Origin of the sequence: Sphingobium nicotianae (genome assembly GCF_018603885.1) — a bacterium.
GTDB classification, from domain to species: Bacteria; Pseudomonadota; Alphaproteobacteria; order Sphingomonadales; family Sphingomonadaceae; genus Sphingobium; species Sphingobium nicotianae.
This window is the reverse complement of record NZ_JAHGAW010000007.1, coordinates 171948-195304: the sequence shown is the minus strand read 5'-3', so window position 1 is coordinate 195304 and position 23357 is coordinate 171948. Positions and strand designations below refer to the sequence as shown.

21 protein-coding genes are annotated in these 23357 nt (G+C 66.0%); 8 read left to right on the top strand and 13 right to left on the bottom strand.

The window, feature by feature from the left end; genetic code table 11:
- Positions 1–13: 13 nt before the first annotated feature.
- The 7 genes from KK488_RS12095 to KK488_RS12065 form a co-directional block, all read right to left on the bottom strand.
- Positions 14–1231 carry a class I SAM-dependent RNA methyltransferase gene (locus KK488_RS12095; RefSeq protein ID WP_349356885.1) on the bottom strand — a complete coding sequence of 406 codons (1218 nt, stop codon included), beginning with the start codon at positions 1229–1231 and terminating at the stop codon, positions 14–16.
- The gene (locus tag KK488_RS12090; protein ID WP_214623851.1) at positions 1228–2595 is read right to left on the bottom strand and encodes an NAD(P)H-hydrate dehydratase; all 1368 of its coding nucleotides are present in this window, start codon (positions 2593–2595) and stop codon (positions 1228–1230) included. The genes KK488_RS12095 and KK488_RS12090 overlap by 4 nt, the downstream gene beginning before the upstream one ends.
- A complete protein-coding gene (locus KK488_RS12085; protein ID WP_214623849.1) occupies positions 2592–3038 on the bottom strand; it encodes a hypothetical protein in 447 nt (148 codons plus the stop codon). The genes KK488_RS12090 and KK488_RS12085 overlap by 4 nt, the downstream gene beginning before the upstream one ends.
- Positions 3019–4743, bottom strand: a complete 1725-nt coding sequence (gene ilvD, locus KK488_RS12080; protein WP_214623847.1) for a dihydroxy-acid dehydratase — start codon at positions 4741–4743, stop codon at positions 3019–3021. The genes KK488_RS12085 and ilvD overlap by 20 nt, the downstream gene beginning before the upstream one ends.
- Before the next feature lie 57 nt (positions 4744–4800).
- Complete coding sequence (locus KK488_RS12075; protein WP_214623844.1) at positions 4801–5517, bottom strand: N-formylglutamate amidohydrolase; 717 nt, start codon at positions 5515–5517, stop codon at positions 4801–4803.
- A 9-nt stretch (positions 5518–5526) separates the two neighbouring features.
- The gene (locus KK488_RS12070; RefSeq protein ID WP_214623842.1) at positions 5527–6351 is read right to left on the bottom strand and encodes a 4-(cytidine 5'-diphospho)-2-C-methyl-D-erythritol kinase; all 825 of its coding nucleotides are present in this window, start codon (positions 6349–6351) and stop codon (positions 5527–5529) included.
- A 203-nt stretch (positions 6352–6554) separates the two neighbouring features.
- Positions 6555–6956: an EF-hand domain-containing protein gene (locus tag KK488_RS12065; RefSeq protein ID WP_214624032.1), complete on the bottom strand. Its 402-nt coding sequence runs from the start codon at positions 6954–6956 to the stop codon at positions 6555–6557.
- Positions 6957–7130: 174 nt separating this feature from the next.
- Here KK488_RS12065 and KK488_RS12060 point away from each other — a divergent pair, with 174 nt between their 5' ends.
- Positions 7131–8135: an SGNH/GDSL hydrolase family protein gene (locus KK488_RS12060; protein WP_214623840.1), complete on the top strand. Its 1005-nt coding sequence runs from the start codon at positions 7131–7133 to the stop codon at positions 8133–8135.
- Between the two features lies 1 nt (position 8136).
- Here the strand turns inward: KK488_RS12060 and KK488_RS12055 are convergent, their stop codons facing one another.
- Together KK488_RS12055 and KK488_RS12050 are read right to left on the bottom strand one after the other, a co-directional pair.
- Positions 8137–8436 (bottom strand): putative quinol monooxygenase, encoded by a 300-nt coding sequence (locus KK488_RS12055; RefSeq protein ID WP_214623839.1) that lies wholly within the window; start codon positions 8434–8436, stop codon positions 8137–8139.
- Positions 8437–8462: 26 nt separating this feature from the next.
- Positions 8463–10115: an electron transfer flavoprotein-ubiquinone oxidoreductase gene (locus KK488_RS12050; protein WP_214623836.1), complete on the bottom strand. Its 1653-nt coding sequence runs from the start codon at positions 10113–10115 to the stop codon at positions 8463–8465.
- Between the two features lie 111 nt (positions 10116–10226).
- Here KK488_RS12050 and KK488_RS12045 point away from each other — a divergent pair, with 111 nt between their 5' ends.
- From KK488_RS12045 to KK488_RS12030, 4 genes are all read left to right on the top strand, one after another.
- Positions 10227–11012 (top strand): hypothetical protein, encoded by a 786-nt coding sequence (locus tag KK488_RS12045; protein ID WP_214623833.1) that lies wholly within the window; start codon positions 10227–10229, stop codon positions 11010–11012.
- Entirely contained in the window at positions 11009–12772 is a 1764-nt protein-coding gene (locus KK488_RS12040) for a lytic transglycosylase domain-containing protein (RefSeq protein ID WP_214623830.1), read from the top strand. Before KK488_RS12045 ends, KK488_RS12040 begins: the two co-directional genes overlap by 4 nt.
- A complete protein-coding gene (gene moaB, locus KK488_RS12035; protein ID WP_214623828.1) occupies positions 12762–13289 on the top strand; it encodes a molybdenum cofactor biosynthesis protein B in 528 nt (175 codons plus the stop codon). The genes KK488_RS12040 and moaB overlap by 11 nt, the downstream gene beginning before the upstream one ends.
- A gap of 290 nt (positions 13290–13579) precedes the next feature.
- A complete protein-coding gene (locus tag KK488_RS12030; protein WP_250890323.1) occupies positions 13580–14230 on the top strand; it encodes a PEPxxWA-CTERM sorting domain-containing protein in 651 nt (216 codons plus the stop codon).
- 75 nt (positions 14231–14305) lie between these two features.
- Here the strand turns inward: KK488_RS12030 and KK488_RS12025 are convergent, their stop codons facing one another.
- Both KK488_RS12025 and phaR read right to left on the bottom strand, forming a co-directional pair.
- Positions 14306–15844: an aminoacyl--tRNA ligase-related protein gene (locus KK488_RS12025; protein ID WP_214623826.1), complete on the bottom strand. Its 1539-nt coding sequence runs from the start codon at positions 15842–15844 to the stop codon at positions 14306–14308.
- Between the two features lie 178 nt (positions 15845–16022).
- Complete coding sequence (phaR, locus tag KK488_RS12020) at positions 16023–16583, bottom strand: polyhydroxyalkanoate synthesis repressor PhaR (RefSeq protein WP_214623824.1); 561 nt, start codon at positions 16581–16583, stop codon at positions 16023–16025.
- A 274-nt stretch (positions 16584–16857) separates the two neighbouring features.
- Here phaR and KK488_RS12015 point away from each other — a divergent pair, with 274 nt between their 5' ends.
- From KK488_RS12015 to KK488_RS12005, 3 genes are all read left to right on the top strand, one after another.
- Positions 16858–17697 (top strand): alpha/beta fold hydrolase, encoded by an 840-nt coding sequence (locus tag KK488_RS12015; protein WP_349356884.1) that lies wholly within the window; start codon positions 16858–16860, stop codon positions 17695–17697.
- A gap of 66 nt (positions 17698–17763) precedes the next feature.
- Complete coding sequence (locus KK488_RS12010) at positions 17764–18936, top strand: acetyl-CoA C-acetyltransferase (protein ID WP_214623819.1); 1173 nt, start codon at positions 17764–17766, stop codon at positions 18934–18936.
- Between the two features lie 144 nt (positions 18937–19080).
- Entirely contained in the window at positions 19081–20508 is a 1428-nt protein-coding gene (locus tag KK488_RS12005) for an HWE histidine kinase domain-containing protein (protein WP_214623817.1), read from the top strand.
- A gap of 3 nt (positions 20509–20511) precedes the next feature.
- Here KK488_RS12005 and alr read toward each other — a convergent pair whose 3' ends face one another.
- Complete coding sequence (gene alr / locus KK488_RS12000; RefSeq protein ID WP_214623816.1) at positions 20512–21558, bottom strand: alanine racemase; 1047 nt, start codon at positions 21556–21558, stop codon at positions 20512–20514.
- A gap of 10 nt (positions 21559–21568) precedes the next feature.
- Complete coding sequence (locus KK488_RS11995) at positions 21569–23182, bottom strand: MFS transporter (RefSeq protein WP_214623814.1); 1614 nt, start codon at positions 23180–23182, stop codon at positions 21569–21571.
- Positions 23183–23357: the final 175 nt, after the last annotated feature.

Here is a 23357-nt window from a genome sequence, read left to right as displayed (position 1 = left end):
CAACGTCCGGCGTTCACGTCACACGTCTGAACGTCGCCACCAGCTCGACATGGGTCGACCAACGGAACTGCCCGACCGGCTTGACCCGCTCGATTGCATAGCCGCCCTGGACGAGCGTTGCGGCGTCGCGGGCGAAGCTGGCGGGATTGCAGGATACATAGACGATCAGCGGCGTCTGCGACGCGGCGAGCTGCTCGACCTGATCGCGCGCGCCTGCACGGGGCGGATCGAGGATGACGGCATCGAAACGGTCCAGTTCTTTTGGTGTCAGCGGCCGGCGGAAGAGATCGCGATGCTCGGGGAAGATGCGGCCGGGAAGCCGATTGCCGCCTGACTGGAGCGCGAGCACCAGATCGCGCGCCGCTTCGGCCGCATAGACCTTCCGGCCCGGCACGTCATTGGCAAGGCTGAGCGCGAAGGTGCCGAGGCCGGCGAACAGATCGGCGACCATCTTCGCGTCGCCGAGAGCGTGCCGCACTTCCTCGACCAGAGCCGCCTCGCCGTCCCTCGTCGCCTGGAGGAAGGCACGCGGAGGGAAAGCAACGGGAATATCGCCGAAACGGACTGTTGCCGGATCTGGCTCCCAGAGCGTCAGCGGCGCATCGTCCTCGATCAGCATCAGGCGCGCGAGCCGATTTTGCTGCGCAAAATCGAGCAGCATTTCAGTCTCGGCGAGCGATTTTGCTGCAAGCCCGGTGAGTACGACATCGACGCCTTCCTCGACCAGCGTCAAATCCGCCTCGCCCGGCTGGCGGTCGGGCAGCATCCGGGCGAACAGGGCGCGAAGCGGCGCGACCAGCGCGAACAGGCGCGGCTCCAATATTTCGCACTGCTGCAGATCGATCATGCGATGACTGCCCTGCGACGAGAAGCCGAACTGGACGTTGCGCTTGCCGAGCTTCAGCGCACGCAGACTGGCGCGACGGCGAGTGCGCGGCGGCGAGATGTGAGGCGGCGTGATTTCCTGCGCGGTAAGCCCCTGCCCCGTCAGCGCGCCGGCAACGCGATCGCGGACATAGTCGGCGAAGGCCTCGTCGGACAATTGCTGCAGCTGACAACCGCCGCATTCGGGGAAATGGCGGCAGGGTGGATCGACATGATGCGGACCTTTGGCGAGGCCGCCGCCGGAAAGCAGGCGATCGCCCGGCGCGCTCAGCGGGACGTGGCGACCGTCCGCCGTCACGCCATCGCCGCGCGCCGCGATACGGACGATGAGATCGGTATCGCTCACAGGGCGCTCGCCAATGCTGCGGGGATGTGCGCAACGAAATCGTCGGCGACGAAGGCGGCGCCGGCGCGGCGCGCCGTCTCGCCGTGCAGCCATACCGCCTCGCATGCTGCGGCGAAGGGATCGCCGGACACAGCCAGGCGGCCGGCGCACAGGCCCGCAAGGACATCGCCGGTGCCGGCCGTGGAGAGCCAGGACGAGGCTGACGGTGCAACGGCGCAGCGGCCGTCCGGTGCGGCGATGACCGTGTCCGGCCCTTTGTGAACAACGACGATGCCTGTACGCGCGGCGGCCGAACGCGTGCAGTCGATCTTGTTGCCGGCGTCGTCGCCGAAGAGATGGTCGAACTCGCCGTCATGCGGCGTGGCGATGACGGGACGCGGAAGATCGCCGAAGCCCTTCTCGGCAAACAGCCAGAGCGCGTCGGCATCGGCAACGACGGGGATGCCCGAGGACAAGGTGGCGGACAGCCGGTCCCATGCTGCGTCGTTCCGTCCGAGCCCGGGCCCGACGAGGGCCGCCCTGGCACGGCTGAAATCGAGCGGTTTGCTGCGCACAATCGCGTGGCTGCCGGTGCCGGTCTCCCGATCAGACAGCAGGCGCACATAGCCGGCGCCTGAGCGGGCGGACGACTCCGCGGACAAGCTCGCGGCGCCGGGCATTTCCCCGGCGACGACCGCGACCAGCCCCCGGCGATATTTGTGCGCGTCGGCGGCAGGCGCCTGCAACTGCGGCCTTGCAAGTACATGTGCTGCGTCGTCGGGCGCGATCACGCCGATGTCGACGAGCCAGTGCTGCGCCGCCATGCTGCGCGCCGGCATCAGGACATGCGCCGGCTTCCACGCTCCCAGGGAAAGGCAATGAGTGAACACCGGCAGCTTCGTCAGCGCCACCGCCGCATCGCTCTCGACCCCGCTTGGCACGTCGATCGCATAGCTATGCTGCGCGGCCTCGACGAGACGGGCGAGCGGCCTCGCCACCTCGGGCGCAAGGCCACGCATCAGGCCGATGCCGAACACGGCGTCGACGATCTGCGTGGCGGGCTCCGCGCCAGCGAAATCCTCGATCGGCCCGCCCCAGTCAGTCCGCGCCTGGAGGCTGCTTTCCGTGCGGCTCTCGCCCAGCGCCGCCACGCGGACCGGCACGCCGAGCTCGCGCAGGGCGCGGGCGATCACGAAGCCGTCGCCGCCGTTGTTGCCGGGCCCGCATAGAACCAGCGTATCGCGCTTGTGGCCCACGCGCCAGATGACCTCCGCCGCGCCTTCGCCTGCCCGTTGCCTCAGGGCATAGGGCGCGATGCCACTATCGAACAGGGCCTGCTCCGCGGTACGCATCTGCGCGACCGAAAGGATCGGCGCGCCGGTCATCGGGGCGCTGCGGCTCTCAGCGCCGCCTTGGGCACGGAATAACGCTCCTCGCCGACGACGACGCCAATCGCCTTGTCCGTGGCGGCGACTCGCGCCTCGACCGCGCCGTCGGCGGTGGCGAGCTTGCCGTCCGCGCCAATGCGCACGCGCCGGAAGCCGCCATCCGGGCGCGAGAGGATCAGCGTACGGCCCTTGCCATCAGCGACGATCTCCATGCGGCAATCCTGCGCGACCGGGCCATCTGAACCGCGACCGCAATAGATGCGCGCACGAGGATCGCTGCCGCCCTCGACCCAGTCTTTCACCTGCTGGACGGGCGAGCGCGTCGCGGCGGCGGCATCCATCGCATTGGCGGCGTCGCCCGGCGAGAGCGACTGCTGCTGGCAACCGGCGAGCAGCAGCCCGCTCGCCGGAGCAAGGATGTTAAATATCCGCGAAAACATGCGTCTCGGCCCTGGCGCCCGGGTGCGTCACCGCACCTTGCCAAGCCGGGCCTACATTCTGCGCGAAGCGCCAGAGCGCGCCGGACTGATAGTCGTTCTTGCGTGGCGTCCACTTCGCCTTCCGCTCGGCCAGAACCGCCTCGTCGACCAGAAGATCGATCGTTCCGGCCTCGGCATCGATGGCGATCTGGTCGCCATTCTCGATGAGCGCGATCGGCCCGCCATCCGCCGCCTCGGGCCCGACATGGCCGACACAGAAGCCGCGTGTGCCGCCGGAGAAGCGTCCGTCGGTGATGAGCGCCACCTTCTCGCCGAGGCCCTGGCCATAGAGCGCCGCCGTGGTCGCCAGCATCTCGCGCATGCCGGGGCCGCCCTTGGGTCCCTCATAACGGATGACGACGACGTCGCCGTCGACGATCTGCTGCGCTTCCACCGCCGCGAAGGCATCCTCCTCGCGCTCGAACACCTTGGCGATGCCGGTGAACTGCAGTCGCTTCATGCCCGCCACCTTCACGATCGCGCCTTCCGGCGCCAGCGAGCCCTTGAGGCCGACGACGCCGCCGGTCGGCGTGATCGGCGTCTTCGCGTCGTAGATGACCTTCTGGTCGGGGTTCCAGGTGATCTCGTCGATATTCTCGCCCAGTGTCTTGCCGGTCACGGTCATGCAGTCGAGATGGAGCAGGCCCGTCTGCGCAAGCGACTTCATCAGCATGTAGATGCCGCCCGCCGCGTGCATGTCCTTGGCGACATATTTCCCGCCCGGCTTCAGGTCGGCCATATAGGGCGTGGTCTTGAAGATCTCGGCGACGTCGAACAGGTCGAAGTCGATGCCGCACTCGTTCGCCATGGCGGGCAGGTGCAGCGCGCCGTTGGTCGAGCCGCCGGTCGCCGCGACGATGCGCGCGGCATTCTCGAAGGCATCGCGTGTGCAGATGTCTCGGGGACGCAGGTTGAGCTTGAGCAGTTCCATGATCTGCCGCCCGGCCGCCACGGCGATCTCCTCGCGCGACTTGTAGGGCGCCGGAGCCATGTTGCTGTTGGGCAGCGAGAGCCCGATCGCCTCGCCGACGCACGCCATGGTGTTGGCGGTATATTGCCCGCCGCAGGCGCCATGGCCCGGGCAGGCCGCCTTCTCGATCGCCGTCACCTCCGACAGCGGGCAGGCGCCGGCCGAGAAGCGGCCGACCGCCTCGAACACGTCGATGATCGTGAGGTCTTCCCGGTCCTTGTAGCGGCCGGGCAGGATCGATCCGCCATAGACGAAGATGGAGGGGACGTTGAGGCGCAGCATCGCCATCATCATGCCGGGCAGCGACTTGTCGCAGCCAGCGAAGGTGACGAGCGCGTCATAGCAATGGCCGCGCACGGAAAGCTCGACGGAGTCGGCGATCACCTCGCGGCTGACCAGCGAGCTTTTCATGCCCTGGTGGCCCATGGCGATGCCGTCCGTCACGGTGATGGTGTTGAAGCGGCGGGGCATGCCGCCCGCCTCGTTGACGCCCTGGCGGCACCAGTTGGCCTGCGTGTCGAGCGTGGTGTTGCAGGGCGCGCTGTCGTTGCCGGCGCTGGCAATCCCCACGAAAGGCCGAGCGATCTCCTCCTCGGTCAGACCCATCGCGTAATAATAAGAGCGATGCGGCGCGCTCTCCACGCCGACCGAGACATGGCGGCTGGGGAGCTTCGACTTGTCGAACGTATGGGTCATCTCAAGGCCTTTCCGTGCGGCACGGCCGCGCGATGCCCTTTCCAACAAAGGCGGCGTTCACGCAAGTCCGTTGCGGCATGCCTCCAGCACGGGACGCAATATGTCGGCGTAGCGGCGCTGGCCGGCCGGATCACCCGATATGTCCTGCCGCATCTCGACACCGAGATAGGGCCGGCCATGCGCCTCGGCATGACGGTTCATAGACGCGTTGAGTAGCTTGCCGGAATAAGGCTCCTGCTCGCCGACGATCAGGCCCGCCGCCTCCAGCAGGGGAATGGCCATGCGCGCGCCGCGATCGTCCTGATTGTAGAGGATGCCGATCTCCCAAGGGCGCGCTTCCTCGGGCTTGCTCCGCAGGCTCGGCGTGAAGCTGTGCAGCGAGAGGATGAAGGGCCTGTGCGACTGGGCGGCCAGCTCGGCGACTTTGGCGTGGTAGGGATCGTAGAAGCGCGCGAGCCGGTCGGCGACATCGGCGACGGTGTTGCCCTCGATATGATGGCCGTCGCTGTGAACGGGGACGAGGCCGGCCGCGTCGGGCTCGCGATTATAGTCGATGACGAGGCGCGAGACGCCGCCCAGGATCGCGCAGATGCCGCCGCGCTCGACCAACAGCGCCGCGACCTCGGCCACGCCGATGTCGAGCGCGACATGCTCGTGCATCAGCTCGGGCGGCAGGCCGAGATCGATGTCGTCGGGCACATGGTTGGAGGCATGATCGGCGATGATGAGAATCGGCGCGAGGGGATCGCCGAGGATGTGGTAGGGGGTCGTCATGGGCGGACCCTAGCGCAGCGAGGTCGCCAGCGTCCACCAGTCGGGATGATCGGCCTCGATCCGGTCTGCTGCGGCATCGCGCTCGGCCTCGCTGCCGAACAGGGCGAAGCAGGTCGCGCCGGAGCCGGACATGCGCGCAAGGCTGGGCAATTGCGCCTTGAGAACCGCCAGAACCTCGTCAATCTCCGGCACCAGCGCGATGGCGGGCGCGGCAAGATCATTGCGTCCGCGCCGCCACTCCTGTGGGTCGAGCGATCCGCGATCGATGCCGTCCCAGCCCCTGAAGACCGGGCCGGTGGGACATGGGACGAGCGGATTGACGAGCAGAACCGGCATCCCGGCGAGATCGAGATCGACCGGCTCCAGTCGCTCGCCGATCCCCGTCCCGAACATGGTCTGCGAGCCGAGACAGGCGGGGACGTCCGCGCCGAGCGACGCGGCGACGCGCGGGAAGTCGATGTCCATCGGGCGGAGACCCCACAGGCGCACCAGCAGACGCAAGGTCGCCGCTGCGTCGGCCGAGCCGCCGCCGATGCCTGAGGCGATGGGCAGGCTTTTGTCGAGGACGAGATCGGCGCCGAGCATCGTGCCGCTTGCCGCCTGCAGGGCGCGGGCGGCGCGCAGGACGAGATTGTCGTCGCCGGGATCGAGATCGTCAGCGAAATCGCCCTCGATCGTCAGCGTCAGTTCACCGTCGTCGCGAGGCTCCGCGCTGAGGGAGTCGCCGTCAGTGCAGAAGGCGAAGAGGCTCTCCAGGTCATGATAGCCGTCCGCGCGCCGGGCGCGGACGTGGAGAGCGAGGTTGAGTTTGGCGTAAGCGGTTTCAGTGGGCATCGCCGCCTCATAGCGGCGCAGAGGGGCAATGTCTGCGCAGGCGTGGCGATTTCCATTGGCCTTCCTCTCGGGGAAGGGTTTGGGCTGGCGATGAAGCGCAGCATCGCTCGCATCGCGCTCGATCGGATCGTCGAACCCCACCCCAACCCTTCAACAGAGTCACGCGCCTCTGTTGAACCTCAAGGGAAGGGGCTACCTTTTGGTTATTGGCGACGCATCATGCCGCGGAAGCCGGCGGCCTGCTCTTCCGGTGTCAGCGTGCCGTTCTTGTCGGTGTCCAGCGCATCGAAGCGCGCGCCAGCGGCCGCCTCGACCTCGGCTGTCGTCGCCTTACCGTCGCCGTCCGTATCGAGCCGCGAGAACATGCGGTCGACCATCTCCGGACGCGGTGTGTCGCCCATCCGCTTGGCGATCTGCGCGCTCACCTCGTCCCTGGTGACAATGCCGTCGCCACTGGCATCCATCACCGCGAAGCGCGCCTTGGCGGCGGCGATATATTGATCGCGCGTCTGCGGGCCTTGCGGGCCGCGCTCGGGCTGAGCGAAGGCGCTGCCGCCAGACAAAATGGTCGCCAGCGCGGCGGCGGCGAGAAGTCTCTTGGACATGCCGGGTATCTCCTGTGCATCGGAGCCGTGGGACGCTCCGTCGCGCGCGGGCCGTAGCGGTCGGCGCCTTGCTCCATTCTGAATGGCTGCCCGTCATCCCTCACAACCGGCTGTTCCATTGCGGGACAAGATGGTAAATTGCGGCCAGCGATCGTTCGATGTGGGAGTAGTTCGATGAAGCGCCTGACCCTTTTCCTGTCCGCAATCCTGTGCCTTGGAACGACCGCGCCGGCTTCCGCCGTGGATTATTCCAAGATCTTCGTGTTCGGCGACAGCCTGGTCGATTCGGGCAATGCCCAGATCGGCAGCCTTGCGCTCGGCCTGCCCGATCCGGCGCCTGCGAGCGCCGGCTACTTCAATGGCCGTTTCTCGAACGGCTATAATTTCGCGGACTATCTCAGCCTTGGCTATGTGGGAGCTGCCGCGTCGCCCTTCCTCGCCAATCAGACGATGAACACCAATTTTGCGGTGGGCGGCGCGACTGCCGCCGAGACGAGCCCCATCATCCCGGGCTTCATCGGGCAGCTCGGCCTGTTCCAGGGGACGGCACAGCCCATCCCCGGTGACGCGCTGGTGATCGTCACATTCGGCGGCAACGATGTGCGCGCGCAGCTCGGCAATCTCGGCATCGCCGACTTCACGGCGACTCTGACCGCTTTCAGCAACGGTCTGGCCGCGCTGACCGGCGCGGGCGCGAAGAACATCCTCGTCACGGGCCTTGCGGACGTGGGGGCGATCCCGTCGGTCCTCGCGCTCGGCAATGCCACGGTCGCCGATCTCGCAACGGCGCGGTCGCAGGCACTCAACGCGCAGTTCGCCGCGATCGCCCAGACGACCGCGCAGCTCAGCGGGGCTGACATCGATTTCTTCGATCTGTTCGCGCTCGACCGGGCGCTGCACGACGACCCGGCAGCGTTCGGCATGCCGGGCCTGAACCTGACTGACAGCTGCCAGAGCGGCGGCGCGGCGGCGGTGCTCGGCGGCTGCACAGGATATCTCTATTTCGACGGCATCCACCCCACGACGGCGATCCACGCGCTCATGGCGCGCAGCATGGCGGCGCAACTGGCCGTTCCGGAAACCGGCACCTGGCTGTTGATGATTGTGGGCCTCGGTGTGATCGGCGGCGGGCTGCGTCAGCGCGCACCAGCCTCCCGCGAGCGCGAGCGCCGGGTCTGAGCTAGAGCGAGCGCTCGCCCGTCACGTCATAGACGGCGAAGCTGCGGTTCAGGATGCCGTGATCCTGACAGGCCTGCCGCCACGGCGCGATGTGCGGCGCGGCGATGTGGCGGGTCAGGCTCTCCTGATCGGGCCACAGCTCCGAGAAGCGCAGCAGGCCGGGCTCCAAAATATCCTCGCCGACATCATAAGCGATGCAGCCGTCATGCGCGTTGGTCTGGCGGACCAGTTCCTGCACGTGCGGCAGCAGGGCGGCCATCTTCTCGGCTGGAAACTTCATCGTCCCGATGACGGCGATCATGGCATCGTCTCCCTGTGGTCGTTCGCTCACATGTTCGGATAGGTCGGTCCGCCGCCACCCTCGGGTGCGACCCAGTTGATGTTCTGGGTCGGGTCCTTGATGTCGCAGGTCTTGCAGTGGACGCAGTTCTGCGCGTTGATCTGGAAGCGCGGATGACCCTCGCTGTCCTCCAGCACCTCATAGACGCCGGCCGGACAATAGAGACGCGCCGGCTCGTCGAACACGGGCAGATTGTAGCGGATCGGCACGTCCGGATCGGCGAGCTTTAAGTGGACGGGCTGGTCCTCCTCATGATTGGTGCCCGAGAGGAACACAGAGGAAAGCCGGTCGAAGCTGATCACGCCATCGGCCTTGGGATAGTCGATCTTGCGCACCTGATCCTTGCGCCACAGCTTGGTGTGGTCGGCCTTGTTGCGGATCGTGAAGGGCAGGCCGATGCCGAGATAGCGCATCCACATGTCGATGCCGGCGACCAGCGTGCCCAGCCAGTTGCCATATTTGCCGAGCGCGGGGCCGGCATTGCGCACCATCTTGAGCTCTGTTGCGATCCAGCTCGCGTCGAGCGCGGCGGGATAGGCATCGAGCGTGTCGGAGGTGCGATCCGCCGCGACGGCATCGAGGGCCGCATCCGCCGCCAGCATCGCCGATTTCATCGCGGTGTGCGTGCCCTTGATGCGGGGCACGTTCACGAAGCCGGCGGAACAGCCGATCAGCGCTGCGCCCGGCATGACCAGCTTCGGGATGGATTGCCAGCCGCCCTCGTTGATGACGCGCGCGCCATAGGAGATGCGCTTGCCGCCTTCGAGCACCTCGCGGATCGCCGGATGATGCTTCCAGCGCTGGAACTCCTCGTAAGGCGACAGATAGGGATTGCGGTAGCCGAGGCCGACGACGAAGCCCAAAGCCACCTGCCCTCCAGCCTGATGATAGAGGAAGCCGCCGCCATAAGCGTCGGTCAGCGGCCAGCCCTGGGTGTGGATGACGCGGCCGGGGACATGCTTGCCCGGATCGATGTCCCACAATTCCTTGACGCCAAGGCCATAGGTCTGTGGATCGCTCTCGTCATCGAGATGATAGCGCGCCTTCAATTGCTTGGTGAGATGGCCGCGTGCGCCCTCGGCGAAGAGGGTGTAGCGGGCGTGCAGCTCGAGGCCCGGCTGATAGTCCGGCTTGGCGCTGCCGTCGCGCGCCAGCCCCATGTCGCCGGTCGCGACGCCCTTCACCGAGCCATCCTCATTGTAGAGGATTTCGGCGGCAGGGAAGCCGGGAAAAATCTCGACGCCCAGCGCTTCCGCCTGCTCGGCGAGCCAGCGGCAGAGTGAACCGAGCGAGCCGGTGTAGCAGCCCTTGTTGTGCATGAAGGGCGGCGTGAAGAAGTGCGGGATCGCGACCTTGGCCTCTTTGCCCAGGAACCAGTGGTGATTCTCGGTGACCGGCACCTGCGCCAGCGGGCAGCCGGTTTCGCGCCAGTCGGGCAGCAGCTCGTCCAGCGCGATCGGATCGATCACCGCGCCGGAGAGGATATGCGCGCCGATCTCCGAGCCCTTTTCCAGCAGGCAGACGCTGATCTCGCGCCCTTCCGTAGCGGCGCGCTGCTTCAGCCGGATCGCCGCGCTCAGGCCGGCCGGGCCGCCGCCGACGATCACGACATCATAGGGCATGGACTCCCGTTCGGACACTTGGCTCTCCCGTCACTCTGGGTCCAGTCACCGCAAACAGGCAACGCTTTGCGGTTGCCCGCGATGCGGCAGGATTGACCGCTCCGTCAACCTCTGTTGAGAGGGAACTCAATGGGTGAGCAATATATAAGGTCGCTGGAGGAGGCGGTCCAATCCTATGCGCACTGGTGGCGCGAGGCGGGCCTGCATACCGCAATCGAGCATGAGCCGCATGGCTGGCGTCAGGCGCCTGCTGCGCCGTTCTGGCAGCGCGATGCTGCGCCGGCGCCGGTTGCGGAGCGCCCTGCCCTGCCCGTTCAGCCGCGTGTGGCGGAAGCCGTTGCGACGCGCATCGCGCCGACGGAGATGCCAGCCGCCCTGCCAGCCTTCCTGGATTGGCTCACCAAAGACGATACTCAGCCCGAAACGAACTGGGACGGCGCGACGATCCTGCCGCCCGCACAGGCGGGGGCCAAGCTGCTGGTCCTCGTTGAAATGCCCGCCATGACAGCCAGTGACAGTGCCAGCCTGCTCGATCCGAGCCAGCGGCGCTTCATTGAGGCGATGCTCGGCAGCATCGGCATCAGGGCGGACGATGCCGGCTTCGCGTCGCTTACCATGCGTCGTCCGCCCGGCGGATTGCTCGATGAAACCACGCTCGGTCGGCTCGGCGCACGGATGATCCATTATCTCGGCCTCGCGCGCCCGCAGGCGACGATCGTGCTGGGCGATCGGACGAGCCGTGCGCTGATCGGGCCGCAATGGCGGCCGAGCGCTGAAGGCTTGCAGAAAATTAACCATGGCGAGGGCACGATCGATGCGCTTGCCCTAGCGTCGGCCGAGCTTCTGATGAGCCGGCCAGCAGCCAAGGCGAAGAGCTGGCGGGCGCTGCGCCTGCTGCCGGGAGTATGGAATTGACGATCCAACGGACCACCAGATGGATGCTGGCCGCGCTCGCGCTCGGCTGCGCTGCGCCGGCGCTTGCCGACATGGGCGCTAGGCCGTCCTCCGCCATTGCCATGGTCAGCGCCGAGGAACGGGCGCGCTATGGCGCGATCATCGGCCAAATGTCCGGTGGGAAATGGGACGACGCAAAGACGGCCATCCTCGCGCTGGATGCGACCAAGGACAGCATGCGCCCCTACCTTCTGGCTGAATTCTACCTCGCCAAGGGCTCGCCCAGGGTCGAGATGTTCGACCTGCTCGATCTAATCGCCAAGGCACCCTATCTGCCTCAGGCCGACCGTCTCGCGGCGCTCGCCCGCAAGCGCGGTGCGCAGAGCCTCCCCGAATTGCCCGCAACACGCGAACTGATGTGGACCGGCAGTTCGCCGCAGCGCAAGATCCTGCGCTCAATCTCCGGCGATGGCGCTGCCGATGCCCTGCGCGGCCGGCTGCTCCAACAGATCAAGGACGACAAGCCCGCCGAGGCGGAGGCGCTCGTTGCCGGCGCCGAAACCAATCTGACGATCGAGGGCCGCACCGAACTGCGCCAGCGCATCGCCTGGTCCTATTTCATCTGCGGCGACACCGCCAATGCCCGCCGGCTCGCCTCTCAAGCCGCACAGGACGGCAGCGGCACCTTCCTGGCGCCCGCACACTGGGTGGTCGGCCTCTCCGCCTGGCGCCAGAAGGATTGGAACGGCGCCACCAATGCCTTCTATCAGGCCGCGACGAACGCCTCCGATGCCGACATGCGCAGCGGCGGCTATTTCTGGGCCGCGCGCGCCGTCATGGCGGACAAGCATCCCGAGCGCGTCAGCGCGCTGCTCAGGAGCGCGGCACGCGACGAGGAGACCCTCTACGGCCTGCTCGCCCGCGAGACGCTTGGCCTCGGCCCCAGCCCGTCGCTGACCCGCGAGCATGTGTCGCAGCAGGACTGGACCGCCCTCTCCTCGCGCTTCAACGTGCGCAATGCCGTCATCCTCGCCGGGCTCGGCCGCACGGCCGATGCCGACGAAGTGCTACGCCACGAGGCCGAATTGAGCAGCGATGCGCTCTACCCCGCGCTCGTCCATGTCGCGAGCGACCTGTCGCTGCCCACCACCCAGCTCTGGCTCGCCCAGCATTCGCCGAGCGGCCGCAAGTCCGCCGCTTATGCGCGCTATCCCAGCCCGCAATGGACGCCGGCCAATGGCTGGCAAGTCGACAAGGCGCTCGTCTTCGCCCACGCCCTCCAGGAATCGCGCTTTCAGACGAAGGCGCGCAGCGGCGCCGACGCGCGCGGCATCATGCAGGTGCGGCCCGGCACCGGCGGCGAGCTCGCCAGCGCGGCGGGCATGGGCTTCTCGGGCGACCAGCTTTACGACCCCTCGGTCAATCTCGCGCTCGGCCAGCTCTATCTCAAGAAACTCAGCCAGATGAGCGCGACCGGCGGCCTGCTGCCCAAGGTGGTCGCGGCCTATAATGCCGGCCCGCTGCCGATCGAGCGCTGGAACGTGCAGGTGCGCGACGAAGGCGACCCCCTGCTGTTCATCGAGTCGGTTCCCTATTATGAGACCCGCGCCTATCTGAACGCCGTGCTGCGCAATTACTGGATCTATCAGATGGACGAGAGCGGCGGGAAATCGCCGGCGCTGGCGGCTATGGCGCAAGGCCTGTGGACGCGCTTCCCGGATGGCAACAAGACGATCGCCGTGCGCATGGCGCCGAGCGGAGTCAGCTTCGGTGCCGATTGACGAAAGCAGGACATTCCTGCCCGTCAACATCGCCGTCCTGACCGTCTCCGACACACGCACGCGCGCCGAGGACCGCTCGGGCGATACGCTTGCTGCGCGGATCACCGACGCCGGCCATGTCGTGGCGGCTCGCGAGATCAGCGTCGACAGCGTTGAGGCGATCCTCGCCCACATGCATCGCTGGATCGATGACCCTTGGATCGACGTGATCATCACTACGGGCGGTACAGGCGTCACCGGCCGCGACGTGACGCCCGAAGCGATCGAGAAAATCCAGGACAAGCCCATTCCCGGCTTCGGCGAGCTGTTCCGCTGGCTGAGCTTCCAGACGATCGGCACCTCGACGATCCAGTCGCGCGCGTGCGCCTGCGTCGCACGCGGCACCTATATCTTCGCGCTGCCCGGCTCGACCGGCGCGGTGAAGGACGGCTGGGATCAGATCCTGGTCCACCAGCTCGACAGCCGCTTCATGCCCTGCAACTTCGTCGAGCTGATGCCTCGCCTCATGGAGCGCTGACCAGCCGCGCGCCCCAGGCGACCATGGCAACGGCCGTCGCCAGACCGTCGCTCGTAGCGACGCTTGTCTTCGCTGCACCGTCTCGACCAGGCCAGCGTCGGCCGCCTTCTCCAATAGGCGAAAAACGGAGAGTTTCGTCCAAACGTCACAGAAGATGATTAAGTTTAGTTAACGTATCGAAGTGAAACGTCCTCTGTTGGGACGAAAGCTTTCGTTTACAATTTATTAAACGGGCGACATATGACTACAAGCCTTCAGCATGGGCTCCAGTGGGATTAGGGAGAATTCAAATGAAGCACATCATTCTTGGACTGGCACTTCTCGCCAGCACCTCACCGCTTGCCGCCGCCACCTATGTGAAGGCGAACTTCGATGGCCAGCTGGGCAGCACGCCCAATGTGAAGCCGCCATTTCGCAACAATGGCTTTACCGGCGGCATGTCGGTCACCGGCAGCTTCGTCTACCAGACCGATCTGGTTCCGGGCTCGGGCACGGGCTTCCAGAACATCTTCTTCGACAACTTTACCGACGCCGCGACCATTCCGGATGCCGATGATTTCACGATCAACTTCGGGCCGTTCACCTGGACGAAGGCCGACAATCTGGACGCCGAGCGCCTCGCCGGCATCCAGTATAACAACGGCGCCTTCAACGGCTTCGTGTTCCTGACCAACTTCACCTTCCAGGGGCAGGACTATCGCTTCAACCTCGAAGGCAGCGTGATCTCGGTTCGCTTGCTCTCGGGCGGCTTTCCGACCGGCAGCAGCTACATCAACGGCACGCTGAACTCGCCCGCTTTCGGCGGAACGGCCTACACGCCGCCCGTCACGCCGCCGACGCCGGGCGTTCCGGAGCCCGCGACCTGGGCGATGATGATCGCCGGCATGGGCCTCGCCGGTGCCGCGATGCGCGCCCGCAAGTCGGCCGTCGCCTTCGCCTGAACCTGATCGACTGACCAAGAAAAGGCCCCGCCGGCGTTATCCGGCGGGGCCTTTTTGTTTGCCTGTCGGTCTGCGTCAGTAGCTGCGGCCGACGATCACGCGTTCGACGGCCTTTTCGCCGGTGAAGATGCACTGGCCCGTCGCCGGCGCCGCATCGAGCGGCGTGTTGCGCAGGGTCAGCTTCTCGCCCTTCAGCCATTCCTCGACCGCATCGAGCGCAGCACCCGTCGGCTTTGCCCATTCGACCTCGACCCAGCCCGGCTTGTCACCCGCGAAGGCGGCGGCCAGCGCCGCCTTGTCGGTCACGTCGCGGCGCAGATTGGCATCGAGCCGCGTCTTGGCCTCGCCGTAGAGGCTGGCCTGAATATCGCGCAGTGTCTCGGCGGCGCTCGCGACGAAATCCCCACGCGGCACGATGGCGCTCGCCGTCTTGCCGGTCTCGTTGTAGAGCCGGTCGCGGCGCAATACCGAGACGTTGCCGCCCGCAACGTCACGCCCGCCGACCTCGACGATGATTGGGGCGCCCTTCTTGACCCAGGCCCAGCGCTTGTTCGAGGCCTTGAGCGGCTTCCTGTCCAGCAGCACGCGCAGCGGCTCGCGGAACACATCCACTTCGCCCAGCGCCCTGGCCAGATCCTCGCAATAAGCGAGCACAGCCGCGTCCTCGTCATTGTCGCGCAACATCGGCACGATGACGACCTGATAGGGCGCGATCATCGGCGGGCAGCGCAGGCCGTCATCATCGCCGTGGACCATGATGACGCCGCCGATCATGCGGGTCGTGGTGCCCCAGCTTGTCGTGTGAGCGAATTGCTGACCGCCCTCCGCATCCTGGTATTTGATACCAGCAGCCTCCGCGAAACCGGTGCCCAGATAGTGAGACGTACCAGCCTGCAGCGCCTTCCCGTCTTGCATCATAGCTTCGATCGAATAGGTTGCGACGGCGCCCGGAAAGCGCTCATTTTCGGGCTTTTCACCGGCAACGACCGGCATCGCGAGCGCAGTCTCGGCAAAGTCGCGATACATTTCAAGCGCCCGCATGGTCTCGGCACGCGCATCCTCGGCCGTGGCGTGAGCGGTATGGCCTTCCTGCCAGAGAAACTCCGTGGTGCGCAGGAACATGCGAGTCCGCATCTCCCACCGCACGACGTTGGCCCACTGGTTGACCAGCAATGGCAGGTCGCGCCAGCTCTGCACCCAGCGCGCCATAGCGGCACCGATGATCGTCTCGGAAGTCGGCCGCACGATCAGCGGCTCTTCCAGTTTCGCCTCGGGGTCCGGTGAGAGTTTGCCGTCGATCATTTTGAGGCGATGATGGGTGACAACCGCCATCTCCTTGGCGAAGCCGTCCACATGATCGGCTTCCTTGGCGAAATAGGACAACGGGATGAACAGCGGGAAATAGCAATTCTCGACGCCCGCGGCCTTGATCCGCGCGTCCATCAGCTTCTGGATGCGCTCCCAGATGCCATAGCCCCACGGCCGGATGACCATCGAGCCGCGCACGCCGCTTTCCTCGGCCAGATCGGCCTCGGAGACGACGGCCTGATACCAGGCGGCAAAGTCCTGCGCGCGCGTGACGGGAAGGGCATGCTTGAAATTGGGGATACTCATGGGTCCGGGCTTCGATGGTGGATGGAATGGCATGGGCTTTAGAGCGACAAGGCGAAAACACAAACGGCCGTTCGCCCTGACCTTGTCGAAGGGCTTTTCATCTTCCTATCTTCGCAGAAGATAAGGACGGCCCTTCGACAAGCTCAGGGCGAACGGATTTATCGTTTCGAAGAAGTCGTCAGCCGCCCAGCTTGTCGATCTTCGCGTTCAGGGCCGCAAGCTGCGCCTTGAGTTCGGCGACTTCGTCCGAGCCTTCACTCTTGGGCGCGGGCTTGGCCGGCGCCGGCGGCTTGAAAGCGCTGGCGGCGGCATTCAGCATTTCCATGTTGCGCTTGGCGATCTCGGCGAAGGGGCCGCCGGCGAAGGCGCCTTGCATAGCTTCCTGGAACTGCTGCTGATTCTTGCGGAACGCGTCCATGCTGGCTTCGAGATATTGCGGCACCATGGACTGCATCGAGTCGCCGTAAAGCGAGATAAGCTGGCGCAGGAAGCTCACGGGCAGCATGCTCTCGCTGCCGCCACGCTGCTCTTCTTCCATGATGATCTGGGTAAGGACATTATGCGTGATGTCTTCGCCCGACTTGGCGTCGACCACGACGAAGTCGCGACCTTCGCGGGTCATCTGCGAGAGCAACTCGAGCGTGATGTAGCTCGACGTTTCCGTGTCATAAAGCCGCCGGTTGGCGTATTTCTTGATAACGATGGTACCCGATTCGCCACCCGACTTCGATCTTGCCATATCTAATGCTCCGCCCACCGGTCGCCGCAGCATAGCATCGATTCTTTCCGCATCGCAACATGGACCACGGCCTTTGCCGCTGTTTCTGTCGATTTTGTGGTCCGTCACGGCACAAGATGCCGATTTGCGGCGGCGCGCGTTCGCCGGTTTGCGCCGCTATCAGGCTGCCTCGCGCCGAATCGACCCGAATCCGCCGGAAATTGTTGCGCGGAAAGATCGCGCAACTTTGGCGACGCGACACCGCGTTGCACAAAATGCATCCGCAAAATCGCCCGTGATCCTCGTGCCGTCGCTGATCAATCCGCCCAACGTGCTCGACCTGACCGAGCGGCGATCGCTGCTGCGCTTCCTGCAGCGCGAGGGCCATGAGGCCTATCTGCTCGACTGGGGCACGCCGGGCGCGGACGAGCGAACGGTGGACCTTGCCGGCCATGTCGAAGATCTGCTCATCCCTCTGCTCGATCGGTTGGGACGCCCGCCCCTGCTGGTCGGTTATTGCCTCGGCGGCACTTTGGCGATCGGCGCGGCGGCGCGTCTGGCTGCCCTGGGTCGCCCGGCCGCCGGCGTCGCCTCGATCGCGGCGCCATGGGACTTCGCGCAATATGACGAGAGCTTCCGCGAAAAGATCGCCGCGACCTGGCAGCAATCCCGGGCCGGCTGCGAAACGCTCGGCCTGGTTCCGATGGAGGTGTTCCAGACCGGCTTCTGGTCGCTCGATCCGGAGCGGACCATCGCCAAATATGCGAATTTCGGCGAGATCGAGGAAGGCACTCCCGCCTATCATGGTTTCATTGCCCTGGAAGACTGGGCCAATGACGGCGCGCCGCTCACGCTCGGCGCCGGCAGCGACCTTGCGGAGCGCTGTTACGCTTCCAATATGACGGGGAGCGGGACGTGGTCCATCGGCGGCACCGTGGCGAACCCGGCGGCACTCGATTGCCCGACGCTCGCCATCGCCTCGACCAGCGACCGGATCGTACCCGCCGCGACCACGCCGCCCGCGCACGAGCGGATCGATCTGGCGCTCGGCCATGTCGGCATGATGATCGGCAGCCGGGCGGAACAGGCTTTGTGGAGAGGATTGAGCGACTGGCTTTCGCGTTGCGGTGGCTGATGCTAACGCGCGCGACGGACTGACTTCCGCGCCTCTCCTGGCGCCTCAATCTAGGGATTCGCCACAATGACCGACATCGTCATCACCGCCGCCAAGCGCACGCCCGTCGGCAGCTTCCTCGGCAGCTTCGCCAATACGCCGGCTCACGAGCTGGGCCGTGTCGCGATCCTCGCCGCGCTCGAGCAGGCTGGCGTCGCGCCGGACGAGGTCAATGAAGTCATCTTCGGCCAGGTGCTGACCGCGGCGCAGGGCCAGAATCCAGTGCGTCAGGCCGCGGTCAATGCCGGCATCCCGACCGACCGCACCGCCTTCGCGATCAATCAGGTCTGCGGGTCGGGCCTGCGTTCGGTCGCGCTCGCCGCGCAGCAGATCCAGGCCGGCGACGCGACGATCATGATCGCGGGTGGGCAGGAGAGCATGTCGATGTCGCCCCATGCGCAGAATATGCGCGCCGGCACCAAGATGGGTAATGTCAGCTTCATCGACACGATGATCAAGGACGGCCTGTGGGACGCGTTCAACGATTATCACATGGGCATCACCGCCGAGAATGTGGCCGAGAAATATCAGATCACGCGCGAGGCGCAGGATGCCTTCGCCACGGCCAGCCAGAACAAGGCCGAGGCCGCCCGCGCCGCCGGCAAGTTCGCCGGCGAGATCGCGCCGGTGACGATCAGCGGTCGCAAGGGCGACACGATCGTCGATACCGACGAATATATCCGCGCTGGCGCGACGATCGAGGCGATGGCTGGCCTGCGCCCCGCGTTCAAGAAGGACGGCACGGTGACCGCCGCCAATGCCAGCGGCCTCAATGACGGCGCTGCGGCGCTCGTCGTCATGTCGGCCGACGAGGCGGCCCGGCGCGGCGCCCCCATTCTCGCACGCATCGCGAGCTGGGCGACCTGCGGCGTCGATCCCTCGGTCATGGGTATCGGCCCGGCACCGGCAAGCCGCAAGGCGCTCGAGAAGGCTGGCTGGACGATCGGTGATCTCGACCTGATCGAGGCCAACGAGGCGTTCGCCGCGCAGGCGCTGGCTGTCGGCAAGGAGCTGGGCTGGAATCCCGACATCGTGAACGTCAATGGCGGCGCCATCGCGATCGGCCACCCGATCGGCGCATCGGGCGCGCGCATCCTGACCACCCTGATTCACGAGCTTGCCCGCCGCGACGCGCATAAGGGCCTCGCCACCCTGTGCATCGGCGGTGGCATGGGCATCGCCATGTGCATCGAGCGGTAATGAACAAATAAATGATTGTGCCGGGTCCGATCACGTTCGGATCCGGCCGGATAGCGAAGTTTTCATTGTTTTTTTCGATGGTTCGGCGGATAGCTGGGCGTCCGGGTAAGACGCGCAACTTTGGGGCGGGGAGCAATTTCGTCCATGACGTCCGGATTCATCGATCAAAGCGCCACCCCTGCCCGCACCCATGATCGCCTCGAAGCGATTGTCGCGACGGCGATGGACGCCATCATCAGCGCGGACGAGGCACAGCAGATCATCTGCTTTAACCCCGCCGCCGAGAAGATGTTCGGAATCAGCGCGCAGGAGGTGATGGGAACGCCGATCGAGCGATTCATTCCCGAGAGGTTTCGTGCCGATGCCGGTCCGACCGGCATGCATGGCGCGATCAGCGCGCTGCGGGCGGACGGCGAGGAATTTCCCGTCGAAGCCTCGATCTCGCAAGCGCAGATCGGCGACGAGCGCATGACCACCGTCATCCTGCGCGACATCACCGAACGCAAGGCGCAGGAGGACGCACAGGCACTGCTGGCGCGTGAGGTCGACCATCGCGCCAAAAATATCCTCGCCATCGTCTCCTCGCTCGTGTCCCTGACTCAGGCGCCGACGCGCGAAGCCTATGCGGAGTCCCTCTCTGGCCGCATCGGCGCCATGTCCCGCGCGCACAGCCTTCTGGCCCGCGGCCGCTGGCAGGGCGCCTCGCTGCGCCAGGTCGCGCAGGACGAGCTTGGCACCTATGCCGATCCCGACAGCTTCACCATCGAAGGGCCCGATCTCAGATTGTCGGCGCGCGCCGTGCAACCGATCAGCATGCTGATCCACGAACTGGCGACCAACGCCGTCAAATTTGGCGCGCTCTCCGCGCGCGGCGGCCACGTCGATCTGCGCTGGACCCGGCGCGACAATGACGAGGTGGCGATGCTCTGGCAGGAGAGTGGCGGGCCGCGCGTCACGCAACCCGAGAAGGCCGGCTTTGGCAGCAGCCTCATCCAGCAGATCGCCAGGAATCAGCTCTGCGGCACGCTCGAACAACATTGGGATCCAGCGGGAATTCGTCTGCAACTAAATCTCCCCGAAACCGTTCTGCAAATCAGCTCCGACCGGAGTGCAGGCACCAGGGGTGGCAAGGGAGGCGGCGCCGGCATGGGGCAGACAGTCCAGAATGGCAGCGGCGACAGCGAGCTAGGGACTCTGTTGATCGTCGAAGACGAGCCGCTCCTCGCCATGCAAATGTCCCGATCGCTCGAAGAATTCGGCTGGTCGATCATAGGTCCCGCCGGATCGATCGACGAAGCCAATCGCCTCCTCTCCGCTGATCGCAAGCGGCCCGACGCCGCGATTCTCGACGTCGACCTCGCCGGCATGCCGGTCTTTCCGCTTGCGCGCTCGCTGCGGCGGCTCGGCATCCCGTTCCTCTTCTGCACGGGCTATGAGGATCTGGACTATGTCCAGGAGTTCGCCAACTGTCGCTCGATCCGCAAGCCGGCGACGGTGCTCCAGATCGTGCGCGGGCTGCGCGAAGTGGTGCGCGGCGATCAGGCCGGCATGGCCGCGCAACCAAGCTACTGAGCGCTAGATCCAGCGCCGTTCATAGCGACGACCGATCGTCGTCAGCAGTTCATATTGCGACAGACCGGATTGCGCCGATGCGGTCGGCAGATCGAACTCAAGTTCGAGCCAGTCCCCCTCCCCCAGATGCGGCGCGTCCGTCACATCGACGGCGATCAGGTCCATCGAGACGCGACCCAGCACAGGGAGCCGTTGCCCGTCGAGCAACGCGGCGCCCTTGCCCGAAAAACCACGCAGATAGCCGTCCGCATAGCCAAGGTTCAGCACCGCCGCCTCGCGCTGGCTCGTCGCCACGAAGGTCGCGCCATAACCGACCGACTCGCCGGAGCGCACGGTGCGCCGCTGCAGGATCTGCGCGTGCGGACGCACGACCTGTGCGATATGCCCCGCTGCTTCGGCGCGCGGAATGCCGCCATAGAGCGCGAGGCCGGGGCGCGTCAGATCGAAGGCGTAGTCCGGACCGAGCAGGATGCCGGCGCTGTTCGCCAGGCTGAGCGACTTAGCCGGGACCCCGACCACTAGCTGCCGGAACAGCGCGAGCTGCGTGGCGTTGAGCGGATGATCCTCGTCGGCGCAGGCGAGATGGCTGAGCAGCGTCTCTATGGGCAGGCCTTCAAGCAGCGTGCGATCGAGTGCATGCCCGTCGAGGCCGAGCCGGTTCATGCCGGTATCCAGCATCACATGGCACGGGCCGCCATTCGCGCCCTTCCAGCGCGCAATCTGCTGTGGGCTGTTCAGCACCGGCAGCGCCTTTGCGCCGACGGCGAGCGCCATATCCTCCTCGCGCACGCCGTGAAGAACGCCCAGCGAAGCCTCGCCGAGATGCGGGAGCAGTTCCGCCGCTTCGCCCCATGTCGCGACGAAAAAGTCCCGGCATCCCGCTGCGGCGAGATGGCGGAGCACTTCGACAGCGCCCAGACCATAGCCATTGGCCTTGATCGCGCCGCCGCAGCGCGCCGGGCCGCTTGCCTTCGCCAGCCATTGCCAGTTGGCCTTGAGCGCGGCGCTGTCGAGATGCAGCGCGAGCGGCGCGGAAGGGCGATCGATCATCGGCGCGGGACTAGCGCGCCGTGTCGGCTCCGTCGAGATTCTTCTGCCAGCTCGGTCCGTCGCCCCACAGGATGGCGATCAGCGCGATCACGACGACGACCAACGTATACCACAGGCCCGAATAGGGATCGCCGGTCTTGGCAACGATATAGCTCGCGATGAACGGCAGGAAGCCTCCGAAATAGCCGCAGCCGATATGATAGGGGATCGACATGGAGCTGTAGCGAACTTCGGGCGGGAACATCTCGGCGAGCGCCGCGGCGACCGGGCCGTAGGTCATGCCTGAGAGGAAGCAGAGCGCGACCACCCCGAGAAAGACGATGAAGAGGTTGGCGGGCGCCGGCGTCTGAGGATCGAGGCCGTAACCAGCATTGGCAATGGCATTGGTCAATGCATCGCCATGCGGATCTGCCACTTCGCTGCCACCGATCGTCACGCGCAGCCGATCGCCTGCCTTGATCCGATAGGGAACACCCTTGCCGGTCAGCTCACCAAGCACGCTCGCGCAGGGCGTCGCCTGCTTGCTCGCGAAAGGATCGTAGTGGCAGTCCGCGCCGCTCACGACGATCGGCACGCGCGCGCTTGCTTCGGCAAGGCCCGGATTGGCCTGGCTGCCGATCAGCCAGAAGATGGGCATGAGCAGGAGCAGGGTCAGCGCATAGCCGATGCCGATCACGCGGCGCCGGCCATATTTGTCGGAGAGATGGCCGAACAGGATGAACCAGCCGAGGCCGACCAGCGCGCCCGCCGCGACGGTGATCTGGGCGGTCGTGCCGGCGACCTTCATCGGCCCTTGCAGAAAAGAGAGCGCGGAGAAGAGCGCCGTGTACCAGATCACGGTGAGACCGGCCGCGATGCCGAACATGGCGACGATGATCCGGCGCGGATTGCCGGGATAAGTGAAGCTCTCGACGAAGGGATTGCGCGACATCTTGCCGGTCTTGCGCAGTTCCTCGAACACCGGGCTCTCGTGCAGTTTCGAGCGCATCCACACCGAAACCGCCAGCAGCAGCAGCGAGAGGACGAACGGCACGCGCCAGCCCCAGTCGTCCCAGGTCTCGCCGGTCATCGTGCCCTTCACGCAGAGCACCACGATGAGCGACAGGATGAAGCCGCCGACCACCGCGGCCTGGATGAAGCTGGTGTAGAAGCCCGACCGGCCCTCCGGCGCATGCTCGGCGACGTAGATGGCCGCCCCGCCATATTCGCCGCCGAGCGCCAGCCCCTGGCAGACGCGCAGCAGGATGATGAGGATGGGCGCGGCCCAGCCGATCGCCGCGGCCGAAGGCACGAGGCCGACGCCCGCCGTCGCGATACCCATCAGGAGGATGGTCATGAGGAAGGTATATTTGCGGCCCAGCCGATCGCCGAGATAGCCGAAGATGATCGCACCCAGCGGGCGAAAGCCGAAGCCGACCGCGAAACCCGCCCAGGCGAGCAGGGTCTGCAATGTCTCGCTGCCTGCCGGGAAGAAGGTCCGCCCGATGATGCCGCTCGCGGCGAGGGTGCCGTAGATGAAGAAATCATACCATTCGAACACCGTCCCCAACGACGATGCCCCGATGATCAGCGGGATCGATTGTTTCCCGGCAGCCCCTTCATTCGGTGCCACAACCGTTGCCATGCAATGCCCCTCGCTAAAAATATTTCGCGAAGTTTAGGGAAGTCGTGCGGTTTTGGAAACTCCCCGCCCGGCCAAAATATCGCGCCGTGGCGGCGATGATCCCGACGCGCCGAAGATGATCGGTTGCCGTAACCGTTCCCTCCCCTGGAAGGGAGGGGTAATTTGGGAGCAGCGC